The 20,650-nt window shown below is 30.0% G+C and carries 17 protein-coding genes, 1 tRNA gene and 1 pseudogene; 4 read left to right on the top strand and 15 right to left on the bottom strand.

What is annotated here, in order from left to right:
• The 8 genes from bumS to AJN69_RS02450 form a co-directional block, all read right to left on the bottom strand.
• Positions 1 to 1,212 (bottom strand): butyrate sensor histidiine kinase-like phosphatase BumS, encoded by a 1,212-nt coding sequence (bumS, locus tag AJN69_RS02485; protein ID WP_002862144.1) that lies wholly within the window; start codon positions 1,210 to 1,212, stop codon positions 1 to 3.
• The gene (locus AJN69_RS02480; RefSeq protein WP_002870873.1) at positions 1,209 to 1,868 is read right to left on the bottom strand and encodes a sulfite exporter TauE/SafE family protein; all 660 of its coding nucleotides are present in this window, start codon (positions 1,866 to 1,868) and stop codon (positions 1,209 to 1,211) included. The genes bumS and AJN69_RS02480 overlap by 4 nt, the downstream gene beginning before the upstream one ends.
• Positions 1,865 to 2,983, bottom strand: coding sequence for a glutamine-hydrolyzing carbamoyl-phosphate synthase small subunit (carA, locus tag AJN69_RS02475; RefSeq protein WP_002880457.1), 1,119 nt, complete (start codon positions 2,981 to 2,983; stop codon positions 1,865 to 1,867). The genes AJN69_RS02480 and carA overlap by 4 nt, the downstream gene beginning before the upstream one ends.
• The gene (locus AJN69_RS02470; RefSeq protein ID WP_002851269.1) at positions 2,983 to 3,534 is read right to left on the bottom strand and encodes a DUF507 family protein; all 552 of its coding nucleotides are present in this window, start codon (positions 3,532 to 3,534) and stop codon (positions 2,983 to 2,985) included. Before AJN69_RS02470 ends, carA begins: the two co-directional genes overlap by 1 nt.
• A 92-nt stretch (positions 3,535 to 3,626) precedes the next feature.
• A complete protein-coding gene (locus tag AJN69_RS02465) occupies positions 3,627 to 4,145 on the bottom strand; it encodes a MotE family protein (protein WP_002880458.1) in 519 nt (172 codons plus the stop codon).
• The gene (locus tag AJN69_RS02460; protein ID WP_002880459.1) at positions 4,138 to 4,566 is read right to left on the bottom strand and encodes a flagellar export protein FliJ; all 429 of its coding nucleotides are present in this window, start codon (positions 4,564 to 4,566) and stop codon (positions 4,138 to 4,140) included. Before AJN69_RS02460 ends, AJN69_RS02465 begins: the two co-directional genes overlap by 8 nt.
• Positions 4,563 to 5,813 carry an adenylosuccinate synthase gene (locus tag AJN69_RS02455; protein ID WP_002862151.1) on the bottom strand — a complete coding sequence of 417 codons (1,251 nt, stop codon included), beginning with the start codon at positions 5,811 to 5,813 and terminating at the stop codon, positions 4,563 to 4,565. The genes AJN69_RS02460 and AJN69_RS02455 overlap by 4 nt, the downstream gene beginning before the upstream one ends.
• A 28-nt stretch (positions 5,814 to 5,841) precedes the next feature.
• A tRNA-Sec gene (locus AJN69_RS02450) sits at positions 5,842 to 5,939 on the bottom strand.
• A 139-nt stretch (positions 5,940 to 6,078) separates the two neighbouring features.
• On the opposite strand from AJN69_RS02450, the gene yedE reads away from it, so the two are divergent.
• Both yedE and yedF (AJN69_RS02440) read left to right on the top strand, forming a co-directional pair.
• Positions 6,079 to 7,275 carry a selenium metabolism membrane protein YedE/FdhT gene (gene yedE / locus AJN69_RS02445; protein ID WP_002880461.1) on the top strand — a complete coding sequence of 399 codons (1,197 nt, stop codon included), beginning with the start codon at positions 6,079 to 6,081 and terminating at the stop codon, positions 7,273 to 7,275.
• Positions 7,276 to 7,278: 3 nt separating this feature from the next.
• On the top strand, positions 7,279 to 7,506 hold the full coding sequence (yedF, locus tag AJN69_RS02440; protein ID WP_002855447.1) for a sulfurtransferase-like selenium metabolism protein YedF: 228 nt from the start codon (positions 7,279 to 7,281) through the stop codon (positions 7,504 to 7,506).
• Between the two features lie 15 nt (positions 7,507 to 7,521).
• Here the strand turns inward: yedF (AJN69_RS02440) and putP are convergent, their stop codons facing one another.
• The 7 genes from putP to fdhD all read right to left on the bottom strand — a co-directional run bounded on the left by putP (position 7,522) and on the right by fdhD (position 18,073).
• The gene (putP, locus tag AJN69_RS02435; RefSeq protein ID WP_002880463.1) at positions 7,522 to 8,991 is read right to left on the bottom strand and encodes a sodium/proline symporter PutP; all 1,470 of its coding nucleotides are present in this window, start codon (positions 8,989 to 8,991) and stop codon (positions 7,522 to 7,524) included.
• 17 nt (positions 8,992 to 9,008) lie between these two features.
• Positions 9,009 to 12,497: a proline dehydrogenase family protein gene (locus AJN69_RS02430; protein ID WP_070287689.1), complete on the bottom strand. Its 3,489-nt coding sequence runs from the start codon at positions 12,495 to 12,497 to the stop codon at positions 9,009 to 9,011.
• A 130-nt stretch (positions 12,498 to 12,627) separates the two neighbouring features.
• The gene (gene selD, locus AJN69_RS02425) at positions 12,628 to 13,650 is read right to left on the bottom strand and encodes a selenide, water dikinase SelD (RefSeq protein ID WP_079860378.1); all 1,023 of its coding nucleotides are present in this window, start codon (positions 13,648 to 13,650) and stop codon (positions 12,628 to 12,630) included.
• A gap of 10 nt (positions 13,651 to 13,660) precedes the next feature.
• Positions 13,661 to 14,233 carry a sulfurtransferase-like selenium metabolism protein YedF gene (gene yedF / locus AJN69_RS02420; protein ID WP_002870867.1) on the bottom strand — a complete coding sequence of 191 codons (573 nt, stop codon included), beginning with the start codon at positions 14,231 to 14,233 and terminating at the stop codon, positions 13,661 to 13,663.
• 111 nt (positions 14,234 to 14,344) lie between these two features.
• Positions 14,345 to 16,447 carry an aspartate chemotaxis receptor CcaA gene (gene ccaA, locus AJN69_RS02415; RefSeq protein ID WP_002870866.1) on the bottom strand — a complete coding sequence of 701 codons (2,103 nt, stop codon included), beginning with the start codon at positions 16,445 to 16,447 and terminating at the stop codon, positions 14,345 to 14,347.
• 113 nt (positions 16,448 to 16,560) lie between these two features.
• Positions 16,561 to 17,298 carry a winged helix-turn-helix domain-containing protein gene (locus AJN69_RS02410; RefSeq protein WP_002862159.1) on the bottom strand — a complete coding sequence of 246 codons (738 nt, stop codon included), beginning with the start codon at positions 17,296 to 17,298 and terminating at the stop codon, positions 16,561 to 16,563.
• Positions 17,291 to 18,073, bottom strand: coding sequence for a formate dehydrogenase accessory sulfurtransferase FdhD (gene fdhD, locus AJN69_RS02405; protein ID WP_070210370.1), 783 nt, complete (start codon positions 18,071 to 18,073; stop codon positions 17,291 to 17,293). The genes AJN69_RS02410 and fdhD overlap by 8 nt, the downstream gene beginning before the upstream one ends.
• Positions 18,074 to 18,360: 287 nt before the next feature.
• Between fdhD and AJN69_RS10595 the strand changes: the two genes are divergently transcribed.
• Together AJN69_RS10595 and AJN69_RS10590 are read left to right on the top strand one after the other, a co-directional pair.
• Positions 18,361 to 19,410 (top strand): hypothetical protein, encoded by a 1,050-nt coding sequence (locus tag AJN69_RS10595; protein WP_002881764.1) that lies wholly within the window; start codon positions 18,361 to 18,363, stop codon positions 19,408 to 19,410.
• A 118-nt stretch (positions 19,411 to 19,528) separates the two neighbouring features.
• Positions 19,529 to 20,643, top strand: a pseudogene (locus AJN69_RS10590) (autotransporter outer membrane beta-barrel domain-containing protein); the annotation flags it as partial.
• Positions 20,644 to 20,650 lie beyond the last annotated feature (7 nt).

The raw sequence follows: 20,650 nt of genomic DNA, 5'->3' as shown, positions 1-20,650 counted from the left end.
CTACTCTACCCTCTCTTTTAGTTTTAAAAATACCTCAAAACAAGCCCCATCTTTTCCATTCTTAACTTTTATTTTTCCTTGGAAACTTTCAATAATTTGTCTACTTATATAAAGTCCTACTCCTATACCCTGACTGGGATGTTTTGTTGTAAAATAAGGTTGAAAAATTTTATCTAAATTTTCTTTATCAATCCCACCAGCATTATCTTTTATTGTAATTTTCAGATAGTTTTTTCCAAATTTTGAAAAATTTATTGTTATGATTTTCCTTTTTTTGTTTTTAAATGCCTCTATTGAATTTAAAATCAAATTAAGAAAAACTCTTATTAAACCATTCTCATACGCCAAAACTTCATAATCACTTTTCGAAACAATATTAATATTTACATGATTTTTTTCTATAGTTTCAAAAGCAATTTCTAAGGCTTTATTTAAAGTCTCTTTTATAAATACACACTGCTCTACTCCTTTGTTAAACAAAGTTCTAAACACATCAATTGTTTCTGACATATTTTTAATCATATCTTTTGATTGTGAATAAATTTCAGCAAATCCTTTTTCATCTTTAAGATTTTGCTTCATTTGAAACATGGCAATACCAAGCTCATTTAACGGTTGTCTCCATTGATGTGCTATATCACTAATCATTTGTTCTAATGAAGATTTCAAAATCTCTTCATATGCTATTTTAATATCTTTTTCATTTTTTTCCAAGGCAATTTTCATTTTTTTCTCAAATTTTTTACCTAACTGTATAAATTCTTGTTGGTGATTTTTAACTGTATTTTCAAGATTAATACTTAATTCTCTTAATTTAGCGTGATTTAGAGCAAGCTCTTCATTAAGCTTAAAAGAATTACTGACATCATGAGAAAGCGCTACTATTTCTATTAATTCATTATTTTTATCCAATATGGGGATTAACAAAGTTTCAAGATAGAAGGTTTTGCCTAATTTATCAATATTTTTAAAAATAACCTGATAAGGCTTTTTATATGAAAGATCTTTTAAAAGCTTCTCAACATAACATTCATCAACATCTGGATGTTTAAATATTGAATGTTTTTTTCCTATAAGCTCTTTTTTGCTATATCCACTTATTTGACAAAGCTTATCACTGACAAAAATTAAATTTCCTTGCACATCAGCTCTTGAAAAAATTGTATTTTTTTCCAGAGCTTTAAAAAACTGATCTTTAAAAAAATCTTTCATTGAAAAGCCTTAAAACCTATATAGGCAAGATTTATACCGTAACAAACAATAATGCCATACGATAAATAATTAAACAAATTTTTCAAAAAATCACTAAAAAATTGTGAAATTTTAGAAAAAAATAACATCGCAGGTAAAGTTGATATTCCAAAAATCATCATTACCAAAATACCTTCAAAAATATTTTGCTTACTTATTGCATTGGCTATAAAAAAATACACCAATCCACAAGGAACAAAACCATTTGAAAATCCTAAAAATATAGCTGATTTTAATCCTTTAAAATTTTTAGATTTTTTAATAATTTTCTTTACAAAACTATCAAAAAAAACATTATTTTCAATAAAAGATAACATATTGCCTCTAAAAATAAGAGCAAAACCCAAAATCATCATAAATATACCAAGAATAAAAAATGACAAACTTTGAACCTTAGCATTGATTGCCAAGATATTCCCAAAAGTCCCAAAAATTATCCCTAAAACAATATAAGCAAAAATTCTAAACAAATGATAAATAAAAGTTAATAAAAATAAATTATTGCTTTTTGAATTTAAATTTATAAAAAGTAAATTAAAACCACCACACATAGAATAGCAGTGTCCAAAACTAGATAAAAAAGCAACGCTGATAATAGCTAAAAAATCTATACTCACATCAAATTCATAAATTCTTTAAAAATGTACTTACTTTCATGAGGACCTGAAGAACTTTCCGGGTGATGTTGCACTGAAATAATAGGATAGTCTTTATATCTTACTCCTTCAACATTATCGCCAAATAAATTTCTATGAGTGATATGAGCCACTTGAGCTAATTCTTCTGGAACATTATAATTATGATTTTGTGCGGTAATTTCTACCGTTTTTGTATCAAGATTGATCACAGGATGATTTGCTCCATGTTGTCCAAATTTCATTTTATAAGTTTCATATCCAAAAGCATTGCTTAAAAGCTGGTGACCTAAGCAAATTCCAAGCATAGGAATTTTAGCTTCTGCAAGTTTTTTAATCTCTGCAATCTCTTGTTTTAAAATTCTTGGCTCACCTGGACCATTAGAAAGAAACACACCTTGAATTTCACCTTTTTTATACAGAGCAATCAACTCATTTGCTTTAATATTATATGGATAAACTTCTACTTCAAAACCTACTTCTACGAGTTCATTTAAGATATTTGTTTTAACACCATAGTCTATAACAGCAACTTTTTTCTCGCCTCTTTTAGCGTCATTAAATTTTTGAAAACTAGCATTCCAAACGCCTTGTTTGTGAGAATAATTTTTCTTAGTGCTAACTTCTTTTACAAAATTTACTTCATCAATTTTTGCTGATTTTTCTAAGGCGATTTTTAAATCTTCTTTATTTGAAATTTCAGTTGAAATTACAGCTCTTAAATTGCCATTATTTCTTATCATTTTTACTAGATATCTCGTATCAAGTTCATAAATTCCTATTTTTCCATGTTTTTCAAGATAATCTTGCAGACTTTCTTTAGCGCGAAAATTTGAAAAACTGGAACTTAATTCACGCATTAAAACACCACTTGCAAAAATTTCCTTACTTTCATTATCATTTTCATTGGTTCCTACTATACCAATTTCTGGCATAGAAAATACGATAAATTGCCCTGCATAAGAAGGATCTGAAATAATTTCTTGATACCCTGTTAAAGAAGTGTTAAATACAAGCTCTCCAAAAAAAGTACCGCTCTTTCCAAAAGCCTTAGCACTTAAAAAAATATCATTTTCTAAATAAATATAAGCCTTCATTAAAACATACCTTTTTTTCTAAGCTCTTCTTGATAGAGTTTTTCAAAGATAAGATCGTATTCTTCGCTACCTGGAATAGGTTTTGTTTTATAATTGCTAATTTTCTCATAAACCTCATCTTCAAGTTTTTCATAAATTTTAAGATAAGACTCTATGCTTGAAAAGATTAAATTTTTAACTCTATTTTCACTCACTATAAAATTAATATAATCATTCTCTACAAGTTCTTCTAAAATTTGATGCGCTAGATGATTATGTCTATCTTCAGAATCTAAAATCACATTAAATTCAGGAGCTAACTTTTTCTTCACAAGCCAAAACATATTTTTACGATCTACTTGCATAAGCTCCATTTCATCTTCTTGTTGCTCTAAAAGCTCTTTGACTCTTTCATCTAATTTTCTTTCATTTAGAATATCTTTCTCTAAAACTTCTATTATACATACCTTAAGCTTTTCTAACTGATCTTTAATTTCTACAAAAGAAGAATTAGCTATATCTAACATCATTTTATTTGCGATATAAGGAATATGTGGTAATTTTATACGCATCTTAAAAACCTTTTATTTAATAATGTTTAAAATAATAGCTTATTTTTGGTAAAAGAATGTTAAAAATGAAAAATTTTCATTTTTTTAATCACCTAATTACTAGCATTATTATCTAAATTTTTTAAAAGTAAAGTAAGCTCGCTGGCTTTTTTTGGATCCATTTTAGATAAAACACCTGAAATTTTACGCGATTCCAAAGAAAGCATTATTTTGCTTGCATCCTCTGCATCCATTTGACTTAAAACATCTGCAATGGCTGCATCTTTCATTTGGGAGTAAATTTCTTTAACCCTACCTTGAGTTTTATCATTGATTGAATTTAAAATCTTTTGTTGTTCTTCTACAAGCCTTGCGTTTTCAAGTTTTAATTCTTCAATTTTTGCCAAAGTCGCATTAACCTCAGCCTCTTTTTTTTCTAAATTTTCAAGCCTTTCTTTTTGCAAAGCTTCAAAAGAGGCTTTATAAGCTTCTAAAGATTGTCTTGCTTCATCAAATTCTCTAGCTTGCAATTCAATTTGAGCTTTTCTAGCTTCAAAATATTGTTCACAATCTTGTTCAGCTCCAAAAACTACACTTGAAATAAAAACTAACAATATAAATTTTTTAATCATCTTTTTCCCCTTTGAAAAAACGACTGATTGCAATTTCATCTAAAAATTTTTCTTCAGCCTTCGCAAGTTCTTTTTGTTTTTGTTTAATTTCTTCAGTTTCCAAAGCCTTCATTTTTTCATAATCTAAATGCGCTTTTTGATATAAAAACTGATAATGATTCATTTCCTTTTTAGAAAGCTCTACTTTCTCCTTAGCTCTTGCCAAAGCCTCGCGTCCTACTTGCGCCATACTTAAATTTGATCTTAACTCTGCTATAGATCCTGATTTTGGCAATACGCCTAAACTTTCACACTCTTGGCGTGAAAGTTCATAAGCTTTTTCATGTTCAAGCTGTCTTTGTTTGGCTTGATTAAGATTTGATTCTGCTTTATCAAGTTGTTGTTTTCTTACTTTTACAACAGAATTATATTTACTTTTCATAAGATGATAGTATCATCTCTTTCAGGGCTAGTGGAAATATACTTTACTTTAACCCCTGCAAGCTCTTCAAGTCTTGCTATATATTTTTTAGCATTTTCTGGCAATAAATCATAATCTTTTATACCAAAAACTTTATCCCAACCATCCATTTCTTCATAAATAGGTTGAACATTTTCTAAATCGCTTGGTATATAGTCGATTTCCATGCCCTTATATTCATAAGCACGACAAATTTTTATCTTTTCAAAACCATCTAAAACATCAAGCTTCATCAAAGATAAAGCATCAAGACCATTAAGCCTTGCTGTATATCTTACAGCAACCGCATCAAACCATCCACAGCGTCTTTTACGTCCTGTGCTTACGCCAATTTCTTTTCCAATTTGTGCAATTTTTTCTCCATCTTCGCCCTTATCCTCAGTAGGAAAAGCTCCATTTCCCACACGCGTTGCATAAGCTTTTACAATACCTATAATATTTCCCGCTTCTTTAGGATTTAACCCAAGTCCTGTTAAAGCGCCTGCTGAAATAGTACTTGAACTTGTAACATAAGGATAAGTTCCATGATCAATATCAAGCATAGAGCCCTGAGCTCCTTCTAAAAGTACTCTTTTATCTTCATCTAAAGCCTTCCAAAGCATTCTTGTAGTATCTGTAATATAAGGAGTTAAAATTTCATTAAAGCGTTTTAAATCAGCAAGCAATTCTTCAGCACTTGGAATTTCAATTTCAAGCATTTCAAAAAAAGTTTTATTAGCTTCAAAATCTTTCATCAAAGCCTCACAAAGTCTTTGTGGTTCTAAAAGCTCTCCAACTCTATGTCCTGTACGATTAATCTTATCTGCATAAGAAGGTCCTATACCCTTACCTGTTGTTCCTATGGCATTTTTGCCTTTGAGTTTTTCTTTTGCAATGTCTATTAAAGAATGATGTTTTAAATTTAAATGAGCTCTATCGCTGATATATAATCTACCTTTTAAATTTTCAAATTGAGCCATTTCAGCAATCAATACTTCAGGAGAAACCACAACTCCATTTCCGATAATATTAATACATCTTGGATGCAAAACTCCACTTGGCATAAGATGAAGCGCATATCTTACACCATTTACCCAAATCGTATGTCCTGCATTGTGTCCACCTGCACTTCTGCAAACAAAATCATAATTTTCACATAATTTATCAACTACCTTACCTTTTCCTTCATCGCCCCATTGAATGCCGACAATAATATCTGCTTTGCTCATAAAAATTTCCTTGATTTTACTTTAATATTGGCGAGAAGATGAGAGAATCGAACTCCCCAAAGAATAGTCAACTATCCTTTCATCTGATTTGAAGTCAGTGGCGATCACCAGATACGCTAATCTTCCAAAGCGATAATTATAGCGATTTTTAATGAAAAACAAAATAAATTTATCAATATTCTTTTTGACTTCATATTAAATTTAAGCTATAATCTCACTCTTTTTTAGCATCAAGTTTTGATGATTACATTATTAGGATCTTTCTTTGAATTCTTTTAAACAAAAATATTTAATCAATTTTTGGGACAATTCCCATTCTATGATTGCACTTGGAATTTTAAGTGCAGTGTATTTTGGGATTTTTGGTGGCGTTTGGGCTGTTACTGGAGAAATGACGCGTTGGGGCGGTGAATTTCTAGAACTTTTAGGTATGAATTTAGATGGATATTCTTATTACCAAAAGCAAAATTTAAATGGAACCCCTTTAACAAGAACTGATGGTATTATGCTCATAGGTATGTTTATAGGTTGTTTAGTAGCCGCACTTTTAGCTAACAAAGTCAAATTTCGTCTACCTGCTAGCAATATAAGAATTTTTCAAGCAATAGTAGGTGGAATTCTTTCAGGATATGGAGCAAGACTTGCGTTTGGATGTAATTTAGCTAATTTTTTTACAGGTTTACCTTATTTTTCTTTACACACTTGGCTTTTTACTGTTTTTATGGTTTTAGGAATTTATCTAGGAGTGAAAATTTGCAACACTTCCTTTTTTAAACCTAAAGCTAAATTAGAACGGGTAAATAAAGAAAACTTGCCGCTAAACAAGCAAAGTTTGCGTACAAAACTATATTTTAACTTAGGCATATTACTTTTCATAGCCTTTTTAGCTTGGGTGTTTTATCTTGTTTTTACAAACGGCAATATCAGCACACAAAACAAAGCTTTAGCACTGATTTTTGGTTTTGTTTTTGGTTTTGTTATCTCTAGGGGGCAAATTTGTTTTACCTCTTGCTTTAGAGATTTGTTTTTATTTGGTAGAGATAATGCTATAAAAGGCGCATTAATTGGCATGATTATCGCTTCTTTAATCGCTTTTGCTTTTATCTTACAAGGCCATACTAGCAAACTCATAGAACTTTCTCCTGCTGTAGCTGTAGGAGCATTTTTATTTGGTTTTGGCATAGTTTTTGCCGGAGGTTGCGAGTGTGGTTGGGCTTATCGTGCCTTTGAAGGGCAAAGTCATTTTATGATAGTAGGAATTGCAAATATAATAGGAACTATGATTTTAGCTTTAAGTTATGACTTTTTACCAAAAGCTTTTAAAGAAGGTATAAAAATCAATCTTTTAACTGAATTTGGCAATTTAAATGGATTTTTTATCAATCTTATTTTATTCATCTTAATGTTTGTTTTTGTAGTATTTTACAAAAAACACTTCTTTAAAAATCAACTTAAAGGATAAACAATGAAAATTACTTATAGTTTAAATTTACAAGGTGAAGCTTGTCCTTATCCTGCTATAGCAACACTTGATGTCTTACCTAAGCTTAAAAGTGGAGAAATTTTGGAAGTGCTTTGCGATTGCCCACAAAGTATCAATTCCATACCTCAAGATGCAAAAAACCGTGGTTTTAAAGTGCTTGAAATCGATCAAAGTGGACCCACGCTAAGATTTTTAATACAAAAGCCTTAAAAAAGGCTTTTGTTCTCAAAGCTCTTTTAACATCTTTTCATAAGCTGCTTTAGTTCCAGATCTTACATTTGTAAACAAACTTGCAATAATAATTACCACAGAAGCTGCTAAAAACCCTGGAACTATTTCATAAAGACCCGAATTTGCAAAATTCTTCCAAAGTACCACAGTAGCAGCTCCTGTTATCATACCTAAAATCGCTCCTACTCTTGTCATCCTACTCCAAAATAAAGAAAAAAGCATTACAGAACCAAAAGAAGCTCCAAATCCAGCCCATGCATAAGAAACTATACTCAAAACACTTGAATTTTTATCAGTAGAAATCAAAAACGCTATTACAGCTACCAGTAAAACACCTAATTTACCTAAATTTAATACAACATGACTTGGCGCATCTTCTCTAAAAATCTTTTTATAAAAATCTTCCGCTATAGTAGAACTTGAAACCAGCAATTGTGAACTTGCCGTACTCATAATAGCCGCTAAAATAGCACTGAGTAAAATGCCTGCTATCCAAGGATTAAATAAAAGCTGCGACATCACGATGAAAATCTTTTCAGGATCTTGCAGGCTTAATTCAAATTTATACACATAAGCTATACCCAAAACACCTATCATACAAGCACTTAAAAGACAAACCACCATCCAAGCAATACCTATAAAAGTGGCCATAGGAATATCTTTAGTAGAACGAATCGACATAAAACGCACTAAAATATGTGGTTGACCAAAATAGCCCAAACCCCAAGCAAGTGCAGATATAATGCTTACAACTCCTACTCCTTCGCCCATAGATAAAGCTTGTGGTTTAATTTCTTTAACTATATTCATCGCTTCGCCAAAGCCACCTAAATGATAAAGCATAACCAAAGGCACAATAATTAAAGCCATCATCATTAAAAGCCCTTGTATCATATCCGTCCAACAAACCGCCTTATATCCACCTAAAAAAGTATAAGCAACAATAATAATCGTTCCAGTAGTTAAAGCATAATCATATCTGATACCAAAAGTACTTTCAAAAAGTTTGGCTCCACTTACAAGCCCCGATGAAACATAAAAGGTAAAAAATATCAAAATTACCACCGCACATACTATGCGAAGTATATGTTTGTCATCATCAAAACGAGTTTCAAAATAATCAGGAATAGTCAAAGAATTGGCAATAACACTGGTATAAATTCTAAGTCTTTTTGCTACAAAAATCCAATTTAAACTAGCCCCTATGGTAAGCCCGATCGCAATATAAGAATCTATAAAACCACTTACATATAAAGCTCCTGGTAATCCCATTAAAAGCCAACCACTCATATCAGAAGCCCCTGCGCTAAGTGCAGATATCACAGGCCCCATAGTACGCCCACCTAAAAAATAATCCTCTGAATTTTTATTTTGCTTATAAAAATAAAAACCTATATAAAGCATCAATAAGGCATAAACTACAAACATCACTGCTATTGGGGTATTAATTTGAACTACTTCCATCAAACTCTCCTTAATCATTAAGATATTGCTCTAATGCCTAAATTTCCATAGCGATGAAAAGATATACTTAAAGCTTTTTCATTAAAATAATTTAAAAGTTCAAAACGACCATTTAACAATGGCTTTTCTCTTATGATGATTTTAGCAAGCTTTGCAGCCTCTTTATAAATCTCATCATTTACATCTGGCTTTGCCAAATAACGCACTCTTTCATATTCTTTAATACTCTTGATAAAATTTTCTTTATTTTCTTTTAAAAATAATACTTTTGCTCCTATGCTTTGAACAATTCGTTCTATCATACTAATATCTTGTTCATCATAACTGATACCTAGATCAATATTTGCAATATTTGCACCTAAAACCACCCCTAAAACATCTTTTAAGCTTTCATTTCCACAAAGTCTTAAAACCATATTCTTTATTTTAGTATAAGAAAAAAGATTATCTTCTCCACGTATATTGACATAATCTTTTGAAACACTAAACTCATTTTTATAATGATAAGCATAAGATTGAGACATTTTAATTAAATCATTCATAAAATCTTGTGCTTCTTTTAAATCTATTTGTGCTAATTTTTTTGAAAATTTATCTTCAATTAAATGATCATCAAAATCTTCTTGCTTAATCTCTAAAAATTGAGTGATATAATTATAAATTCCCACTTTTCTACCCAAACCTATGGCAGATTTTTTAATCCCACCAAAAGGTTGACGCAGAACTATAGCCCCTGTGGTTGGTTTATTGATATAAATATTTCCTGCTTCTATATGAGTGTGAAAATACTCCCATTCTCTTTCATCTAAGCTTTCAAAACCTGCAGTTAAACCATAACCTGTGGAATTTACTATATCAATAGCTTCTTTTAAGTCTTTAGCTTTCATTACACTTAAAATCGGCACAAAAAGTTCATTCATATGGGTAAAATCACCCTTTTTAGTGCCGTATTTTATGCCTGGAGTCATTAAATAAGGATTATCCTCTAAAAACTTAGGTTTTAATGCCCATTCTTCATAAGGTTGTAATTCATCCAAAGCCTTTTGAACTTTAGAACTTGGCTTATCAGCTAAAGCACCTAATTTATTTTTAAATTCAAAAGGACTGCCCACTGCCATAGAACTTGCAGCATCCACTAAAGTCTTTTTAAATTCTTCATCATGATAAACCTCTTCTTCTAAGACTAGCAAAGAAGTAGCTGAACATTTTTGACCGCTATTGCTAAACGCAGAATGAATGATATTTTTAATCGCACTATCACGATCAGCAAATTTAGAAACTATAGTCGCATTCTTTCCTCCCGTTTCAGCACTTAAAAGCAAGGTTGGATTAGCTTTTAACATAGCATAAGCAGTATCCTCTCCTCCTGTAAGAATTGAAAATTTAATCGCTTCATCAACAAGTAAATATTTAGAAATATCGCTTCCTTTTGAAGGTAAGAAAATCAAAGCGTCTTTTGGAATACCTGCATCCCAAAAACACTTACAAAGCATATAACCTGTTAGGGTTGAAAGTGAAGAAGGTTTATAAATCACCACATTACCTGCAGCTAGTGGTGCAGCTATAGTACCTACTGAAATCCCTATAGGAAAATTCCAAGGAGCTATGGTAACCCCTATGCCTTTAGGTGTGAATGTAACTTTTGGATTTTGTTTTTTAAGCTCTTCTAAAGAGTGCGGATAAAATTCTATAAAATCAATAGCCTCACTCACTTCTGGATCGATCTCTAAAAAGGTTTTGCCCACTTCTAAAGCCGCCAAACCTATCAAATCCCCTCTTCTTTCTCTCATAAGTTTTGCACTTTTGGCTAAAATTTGATAAATTTCATCATGACTTTTTTGTATAAATTTGGAATTTTTAGCTACTTCTAAAGCTTGTTTGATTTCTTTTTCTCCGGCTAAATAAGCCTTTCCTATCACTCTATCTTCAATCTTATCTTTAACTTCTAAAACATTTAAATTTTCTGCTTTAAAATCAAGCTCACCTATGACAGGATAAACATCATAATCTTTTAAATTTTCATATTTAGCTTTAATTTCTTTAGCCCATGCTCTATTTTGCGCTAAAATAAAATCCGTATCACTTTCGTTGCTAAATTTTTTACTTTCATAAGAACTTGTGATATTTAATTCTTTATTTCTATCTTGCTTGCGATGCGTAGTGTTATCAAGAGTTTTTATGCCTTCTAAAGATTTTAAAAAAAGTTCTTTTTGGATATTCCAGTTTTTATCTCCTACTTTAAGATTGAAAAAATAACGCATAAAATTATCTTCACTTGTATTTTCATCAAGGCGTCTTACAAGATAAGCAATGGCATTGTTAAAATGTGCTTCATCACAAACTGGGGCATAAAGGATTAAATCATGCATTTTAGATAATTCATAAGAACATTGCAAACTCATACCTTCAAGCATTTCAAAAGTAAAAGAATCTAAAGCACCCGCTTCACTTATGCGTGTATAAGCATAAGCAATCTCAAAGATATTATGACTTGCAATTCCTATGTTGATGTATTTATAATTATCTCCTTCAAGAATAAAATCAAGCATTTTATTATAATTGCTATCAGTATCTATTTTTTTGTAAAAAGTAGGAAGCTCCCAGCCTTTTTGAGATGCAATAGTTTCTTCACTTTCCATATTAGCACCCTTAACAAAACGGATCTTAATAGGATTCATACTTTTTAAAACCCTCTCTTTTGAAAAAGCAAAAAGTTTTTTAAGATACTCATAAGAATCAGGAATATAAGCTTGCAAAACAATCCCCGCTTTAATATCAAATTTAGCCACACTTTCCATAAAAGCTACAACGGTGAGTTCTAAATCTCTAAATTCTTCCATATCCAGATTGATAAATTTAGATACACCTTGTTTTTTCTCTTCTTCCAAGGCTAAAGCATAAAGATAATCTAGTCTTTTTACTACCTCTTCTTTGGAATAATCAAAATCTATAATATTAATTTGTGAAAAAATAGTAGTAATTTTTATGGAAATATAAGTGATATAACTTGATTTTAAAGCTTCTTCATATTTTTGTATGCGATATTTACTCTCAGCTTCACCTAAAACCTCTTCACCGATTAAATTCACATTTAAGGTAATTTTATCTTGCTCTTTTCTTTTCTTAATATGTGGTTCTAAAACACTAGGATTTGCATCTAGAACCATAGCTTTAGTATCTTCTCTTAAATGTTTGACAAAAAAAGGCACACTTAAATTAGGAGCAAATTTTCCAAAATTTAAAAAGCTAAAAAGTAGGAATTTTTCAAAAGTGCTAAAAAAATCCGCTATGCCATATTTACTCAAAGTATATTCTATAAGCTCAAAACTTGCATTTTTATCTTTACATCTAAAAGAACGATCTAAAAGTTCTATAAGCATAACTTTATTTTTGGGATTATTAAGAAGTTTTTGCATTTTTGAGTGAAATTCTTTTTCAGAATTTGAAATATTAGCTTCTATTTGTCCTTGCAATTCTTCAGCTAAGGCTAAAGCTTTTTGTATCATTTCGTATCTCCTAAGATAAAATAAATTTTAATAAATAATATATAAATAAGATAAAAAATAATATTTTAAATCATAGAAAATGTATAAAAAATGATAAAAAAAATTTTAATGGGTATATAAGTAACAAAAATTAAGAAATGATAATATCATTTTCTTGCTTATTTGCAACCTTAGCAATAATTTTAGCTTGAATATTTTCATCTTCTAGTTTTTTTAAACATTCTAAGGATTCTTTTTCACTTATAGAAATTAAAAGTCCTCCTGAAGTTTGCGGATCACAAAGTAATAATTTTTCTTCATTTAAATCAGGGATAAATTCTTTTATAAATTCTAAATTTTTATAAGCTCCAGCAGGGATTAAACCCATATTAAAATACTCTTTTACTCCATCTAAAAAAGGAAGTTCACTTTCAAAAATTTCAAAAGAAATATTTTTATTTAGCATTTCTTTTAAATGTCCTAAAAGTCCAAAACCTGTGACATCACTCATGGCACTTGGATGAAATTTAAGAGCAATTTGACTGGCTTTATAATTTAACTCCATCATACTTTTAAGCATTATATCTAAATGTTTTTGATTTAACATTTGTGCCTTTAAAGCTGTACTTAAAATTCCTGTTCCTAAAGGCTTGGTTAAAATGATACAATCTCCAACTTTAGAAGTATTATTAGCAATAAATTTACTAGGATGTACTTTTCCTGTAACACTAAGTCCAAAAAAAAGCTCAGTGCTTTCTATAGTATGGCCACCCACAACTAAAGCATTGCATTCTTGAACCTTATCATTTGCACCTTCTAAAAGCTCTTTTAAGATATTTAAATCATGATTACAAGTATCAAAACCTACTATATTTAAGGCATTAATTACCTCTGCACCCATAGCAAAAACATCGCTTAAAGCATTTGCTGCGGCAATAGCACCAAAATGATAGGCACTATCTACTATAGGAGTGATAAAATCAAGCGTTTGCACCAAAGCTAAATCGCGGCTGATTTGATATACGCTTGCATCTTCATTATTTCCGATATCGCTAAGTAAGGCAGGGGTTTTTTGCATGAAATTTAAAATTGTTTTAAGACCACCCGGGCTTAATTTCGCTGCTCAGCCTGCTGCTTTAACAAAATGGGTTAAATTTTGATTTTTATATTGCAGTATTTTTCCTTTACAAAGTAATAATTTTTGCTTTACCAAAAAGCTCATTTAAAATTTCATAAGCATTGCCTATATTTCCTATTTTAAGTTCTTTGCTTTTATTAAAAAATTCCAGACAAGCTCCACAACTTATGATCTCAATACCTAAATTTTCAAGTTCTTTCATAGCTAAATGTGCTTTATGATTTTCATCAACATTGATTAAAACACTTTCATTTACACAAAGAATTTTACTTGGAGCATGATCTAAATTTTTTAAGGTACTTAAAAATCCTACAAGTAAATTTTGTCCCAATTCACCCTCACCCACTTTGTCGGTTTTTAAAAATAAAACATTATAATCGTGAATATTTATTTCACTAGAATTAAAATTCTTTTTTTGTACTTTGATGCAAAACTCTTGTGCATTTTCATCTATAATAGGATTTAAATTTAAAGAGTTAAGAAATTTTACAACATTATTTTTTGAAATAATAGAATTTAAAACAATTTCTAAAATTTCATTTTCTTGAAGTTTTTCAAGAGCGTTTTTTGTTTCAACTATAGGCTGAGGACAAGAAAGATTGCGACAATCAATTTTCATTATTTTTCCTTAATATTAGCTTTGAAAAATAATATTATTTTATTACTTGTTTTGTGTTTAAAAATTTTAAATAATATAGAAAAAATTCAAAAGCTCAAAAATGAGCTTTTTTTAAAATCTTTTTTTATTCACATCTTCAAGAATTGCCGCAGCAATTTGATTGACTTCATTTGTTATATTATTGGTAACATTTGCAACTTCGACATTTTCCTTAGTTACAGTTTCAAGTTGTGCTATAGCATCGTTAATCTGTGTGATTCCTGCTGTTTGTTCTTTTACAGATTCTGCTACTTCATTTACGCTTTGAACAAGTATATTAATATTTGCCTCGATTTCAGATAAGGATTTTCCTGTTCTTTCCGCAAGCTGTCTTACCTCATCTGCAACAACTGCAAAACCACGCCCATGTTCTCCAGCACGTGCAGCTTCAATAGCTGCATTTAAAGCAAGAAGATTCGTTTGCTCAGCGATATCTTTAATCACATTGACAATATTTTTTATATCATCAGCTTGCGAAGCAACCTCAACTGTTTTTCCACTTACATTTTGCATAGAAGAATTAATCTCCTCTACAGCTGCAGCCGATTGTTCTAAAGAACTCGCTTGTGCATTAGAGCCATCAGCAAGTTTTTGCATAGAATTTTTTAACTCTTCTGACTGATTGGCTAAATCTTTAGCAAAATTTGAAGAAGCTAGAAGCATCTTTTTAATTTCTTTACCTAAAATATTAGTTGTAATCTCAACTTCGCCTTTAGCATCAAGCACCTCTGTGCTAAAATCAAGCGCTTTATAACTATCAAAAACTCTATTAATTTCATTCATATTAGAACCAATTTTACTTTGCAAAACATCAAGCATTCTATTAAGAACATTTTTAAGTTCTACTAATTGAGGGTTTATAGGATTTTTAGTAATTCTTGCAGTTAAATTACCTTTTTCGATTTCTCTAGCAGTTTGCACTGATTCATCTACAGCATTTTGATCTTGTTCTAAAGATATTTGAATCTTTTCAATATTTTCATTTATGATTCTACCCATTGCCCCTAATTCATCATTAGCTCGAATTTTAATTAATTTGAGTTCAATTTTTTCATGATTTAAGAAACGGAAAAAAGATTCTAAAGAATTAAGAATAATTGGTAATCTTGTTGCAACAATTTTTCTTACGCAATAATAAACCACTCCCAAAACAACAAAAATAAAAATAAAAGATGCGCTAATAATAATTAATTGTAATTTTTTCAAAGGTTCAAAAACCGAATATTTAGGTGCAGTTACCAAAACTGTCCAAGAGCTATCTTGCACTTTAAAACTATTAATCGCGGCATAAGAATCATCACCATCAGAAGCTATATAGTCAAAAACTCCATTTTTTCCTTCGCTCATAGCCTTATAAGTCTCTTGTGCACCTTTGTTAGGATTGACATCTTTTAAATTTTTTAAAACCAAATTTTTATTAGGATGAATCGCAACAAATCCATCTGAATTTAAAAGAACTCTTAACTCTCCATCATATTTTTGACTCTTGGGATCTAAAAGATAAGTAGCAATAGCTGAAAAATCCAAAGTCATACCGATAACACCTACAACTTGATTCTTTCGGTCAAATATAGGCATAGCAATATTTACAGCATCAAAATCTTGACCTTCTAAATTCATCCTAATAGGACGTCCTATATATACTTTATTTTCCCCATATTTTGCTTTTTTTAATATATCTTGCACAACTTGTAAATTAGCTATTTCATCACTAGCTTGTATTGCTTTTATCCCGCCTTTATTATCCTTTTCTTCATCAACATAAAGCATAACAAATTTTCCACTTTGAGTATTGAAAAATTTACTTTCCTCTTTAAAATATTCTGGCGGATCGATAAGATACAAATAAGTAAAATTAGAATAAGCGCTATTATCAAAAGTATTGGTTATAATATTTGTTATACTGTCTATATCTAAATTTTCTTTTGAAGTTGATCTAAACATTTCTGTTAAGGTACCTGAAATACTTTTATTTAAAGCAATCATTTCCCCAAAAATTCCTTGAGTTTGGGTAGCATATTCTTTTGTAATAGAAGCTAAAATATCTTCTGTATTTTCAGTAATATTTTGACTTACTTGTTTTGTGATTAATGAGATTAAAATAATAAGCCCAATAACAACAACAGTTGCTACAGAAAAAATAAGTTTTAAACCTATATTTAAAGATTTAAACATCTTAATAACTCCTAAAAAATAAAATTTTGGATTTTATATTTTAACATATTTTTTAAAAAAATACCATTAATTAATTATAAAAATATTATGTATTAGTATTTTTTGTGAAAGACTTATTTTTTTCCTTTTAAAAACAATTCTTTAAAGCGTTTATTAGCATATTCTTCTATGTCTTTTTGCAAAATAGAGTAATTTTCCATTAATTCCAAAGCTCTAGGAGTAAGTTTTGTTCCTGATTCTTTAGAGCGTCCTTGTCGTGTGCTAACTAAAATTTCTTGAGAATTTTTTTGTAAGGTTTGTAAATGCATCCAAGCTTTTTTATAATTAATCCCCATAAGTTTAGAAGCATGCAATAAACTACCTGTTTGTCCGATAAGCTCTAAAAGTTCTGTTTTTCCTCGTCCAAAAAGCAAATCTCCATCCGCATTTTCAATCCAAGTTTTTGTTCTTACTATAAATTGCTTACCTTTTTTTTCTTTAAAACAACCAAGTTGACAATACTTTACATCAACCTTATAAGCTTTTAAAGCTGAACGCATACTTTTAAGTCCACAACCTTCTTTAGCAATATCTCTTGCATCTTTACAAAAAATTCTACGCTTTTCATCTAAACTAGGTTCTATTTTTTTAAGCACTTCAATCTTTGCTTTTTCAAAATCTAAATGTCCAAATTGCCCCAACTCGCAATTATCAATTCTCATGTGATTTTCATCGGCTAATTGTCCGATTTTTTCTATATTTATATTAAATTTCTTTGCAATTTTAAAAGCCGTACCACAATCTAATTTTTCATTACTATTTAACAATTCTCTCATGTATGAGATGATTTCTTTTTCTTGATTTTTATCCATGAATTCTAAATTCTCCACTATAAATATTGATCTTATTTTCTCTAGCAAAACCACAAAGCGTTAAATCAAATTTTCTTGCTATCATAACCCCTAAACAAGTAGGAGCCGTGCGTGAAACAAGCACTGAAATTTTATGCATAACTGCTTTAGCTACCATTTCAGAACTTAGCCTTCCACTAACCATTAAAAAACATTGACTTAAATCAACCCCAGCTAAACGTGCTTTTCCTAAAGCTTTATCTATGGTATTATGTTGAGCTATATCTTCACCTATAAAAAAAGTTTTCTCATCTACAAAAAGCTTAGCCGTATGCACACAGCCTGTTTTCTCGTAAAGCTCGCATTGAGTATAAAAAGTACTCATTTGTTTTAAAATTTCATCTTTGCTAAATTTTACATCAGAACTAATTTTACTCGCTTCAATGGCTTCTAAATCGATATTTGCAGTATGTGCTCTACCACAACCACTTATAACTACGCCTTCAGCATTAAGCTTTGCTAAATTTTCTTTATCAATCTTTGCTTTGATATGCACACTCATACCATCATCTTTTGTTTCTATGTTCTCAATATCGCTTACTTTTGCAATGATATTTTCGCTCATTAAATACCCTATTGCTAGTGCCTGTTCATCTACAGGAGTTGCCATTAAAGCACCTACTTTTTCATCATTAATAAAAATTTCAAGCTTAATTTCACGTACTAAAGTATCATCGCATGTAAAAGATTCATCACCTTTATATTTTAAAATTTGGGTTGTAAATAAGGGTTCCATAAGCTTTCTCTTTTCGCGTTATTTTAAAAATTTAATTATATCAAAAAAACATAATTAAAAGTAATACTGATAAAAAAATAGGGATTTAATTTATAATTTTTAAGAATTTTAAAGCATTTTATATCAAAAAAACATAAATTTACTCTTTAAACTCTTCAAGTGAAAATATACTAACAATTTGAAATTTAAAAACAAAAATAAAATTTTCTCTTTATAAAATTACTTCTTAAGCTCTTTTTTATGGGGGGGGGTATAATGGTTTTTTATTTTTTGTATAAGGAGAATTTATGAAGCTTTCGTTTTCGGCGAGTAAAGTTTTAGTGGGTTTTGGCTTAGGTGCTGCACTTTGTAGCAATGTAATGGCAGTAGATTTAAATTCTAAAAATACCTTAGTTGAAGCTCAGACAACACCAACTGAAATAGAACTAGATGGGATTAGCGGAAAAAATCTGCAAGATTATTTTGAAGTTAAAGGGCAAGATGTAGTTTTAATAAATGGAGATAGTTTAAAAGGCAATGATTTAACCATAAAATCAAACATTCCTAGATTTGATGATGAAAGCTTTTTAAATCCAGATGATAAAGATATCGATACTGATGAATTTAAGTATGTCTTTGATTTGGGTGATAAAAATACTTTAAATATCGAAAATGTTGGTATGGAAAGTTCTTACATTGCAAATCTTTATGTAAATGCTAAAGAAACCATACTTAAAGATATGAATTTATATGTCAATCAAAGCGGCTCGGTGTTCAATGGAGATTTAAGCCTTAGCGGAACTAATTTAGTAGAAGATGATACACAAAAAGGCTCAAGAGTATCTGTATATGGAAATAACCTTGTCGTAAATGGAAATTTAAATGCAGACAAAACCTTTTTTGAATTTGGCAATCCTTATGCAGTGCAAAATTATTCTATAAAAGTTGCTAATAATGCGAATATCACTAATTCTAAATTTAGCGTAAATGGTACATCTTTTAGAGATTTGCTTGCTAAAAACACACTTTTAATCCAAGCACAAGGATTTAATAAGGATATAAGCACATCAAATACAGCTGAAGCTTCATATGGCAAATTTGCAAGTGATTATATCGATATAGATAAAAATCAAGACACCTTTCAAAGTATAACACTTGATAAAAATTTGCTGGATATGGAATTAGTAGATTACAATTTAAAAGAAGTAAATTGCGGATCTAACAAATGCTTGGTAGCAAATGGAACAGCAACTGAGCATTTAAAAAATACTCTAACTCAATTAAAAATTGACTTAAAAATGCTAGAAAAACTAATAAAACAATTTAATGATAATGAACAAATAAAAAAAACAGCTTGAAGACCAAAAAAATAAATTAAATGAAATAATACAAAAAGGCGAAAACAATCCAAACTTAGACAAAGAAGTAGTAAAATTATACAACCTTAAAGAAGGAAGTGCTGAATATAATGCTGTACTTAATCTTAGAGAAATCGCAGACAAACTTGTAGACAAGGTTTAGGACTAGATTTAAAAAGTTTTAGCGGTGTAAAACTAGCCCTACAAATCAAAAAAGACACAGACAATACAGGTAAATCTGTATCTAATCTCAATTCAGCTTCTAGTGCAGTAAATACCACTATGAATATTTCTAATGATGTTTCTATAGGTTCTCGTGTAGCAATGCTAAACAATCCTTTTGGAACTTATGCTTCTAAAATGAATGGCCTTAAATTTGCTGCTTTAGATAGTGATATGAGACCAAGCTATGTAAATGAATATACCAATAGTATTTGGGCTAATGCTTTTGGTGATGCTAACATTATCGATGGAGATAGTGGTGCAATGTATGGTGCTACCGTAGGGGTAGATAAACAAGCTAATGATAATATTTTATGGGGTGCTTATTTTACTTATGCAAATGCTAAAATCAAAGACAATAATTTAGAACAAAAAAGCGATAACTTCCAATTAGGTATGTATTCTACTATCAATATAGCTCCACAATGGGAACTTAATCTTAAAGCTTATGCTCAAGTTTCTCCAACTAAACAAGACAATATTCAAACAGATGGTGCATATAACTCAGATTATACAAGCAAATTCTTAGGATTTAGTGCTAATGTAGGTCGTGTGTTTGACTTTAGTGATAATACTTTATTTATTAAACCTTTTGCAGGGATAAATTATTATTTTAGTTATACTCCATCTCATACAGAAAATGGTGCTATTGCTAAAGATATTGATTCTATGAAAAACAATTCTGTAAGTGTTGAAGTGGGTGCTGAATTTAGAAAATATATGAATGAAAACTCTTATATTTTTGTAACTCCAAAAATAGAACAATTTGTTATCAATAATGGTGATGATTACACAGCTAATTTAGCTATAAATAATGCTTTCTTTACTAGTGTAGAAGCTAACAACAAGAAAAAAACATACGGACAAATTATCGTAGGGGGTAATGTAGATTTTACAAATCAACTCAGTATGAATCTTGGCTTTGGTGCTAAACAAATACTAGCAGGTAAAGTAGATAATAAAAATGAAACTTACTTAAGTGGTCAAGTAGGACTTAAGTATAAATTTTAATCTTAAA

It is taken from the genome of Campylobacter sp. BCW_4338 (assembly GCF_001763255.1).
Lineage (GTDB): Bacteria > Campylobacterota > Campylobacteria > Campylobacterales > Campylobacteraceae > Campylobacter_D > Campylobacter_D jejuni.
The sequence above is the reverse complement of the archived record's forward strand: the minus strand, read 5'-3'. Positions and strand labels throughout refer to the sequence as shown.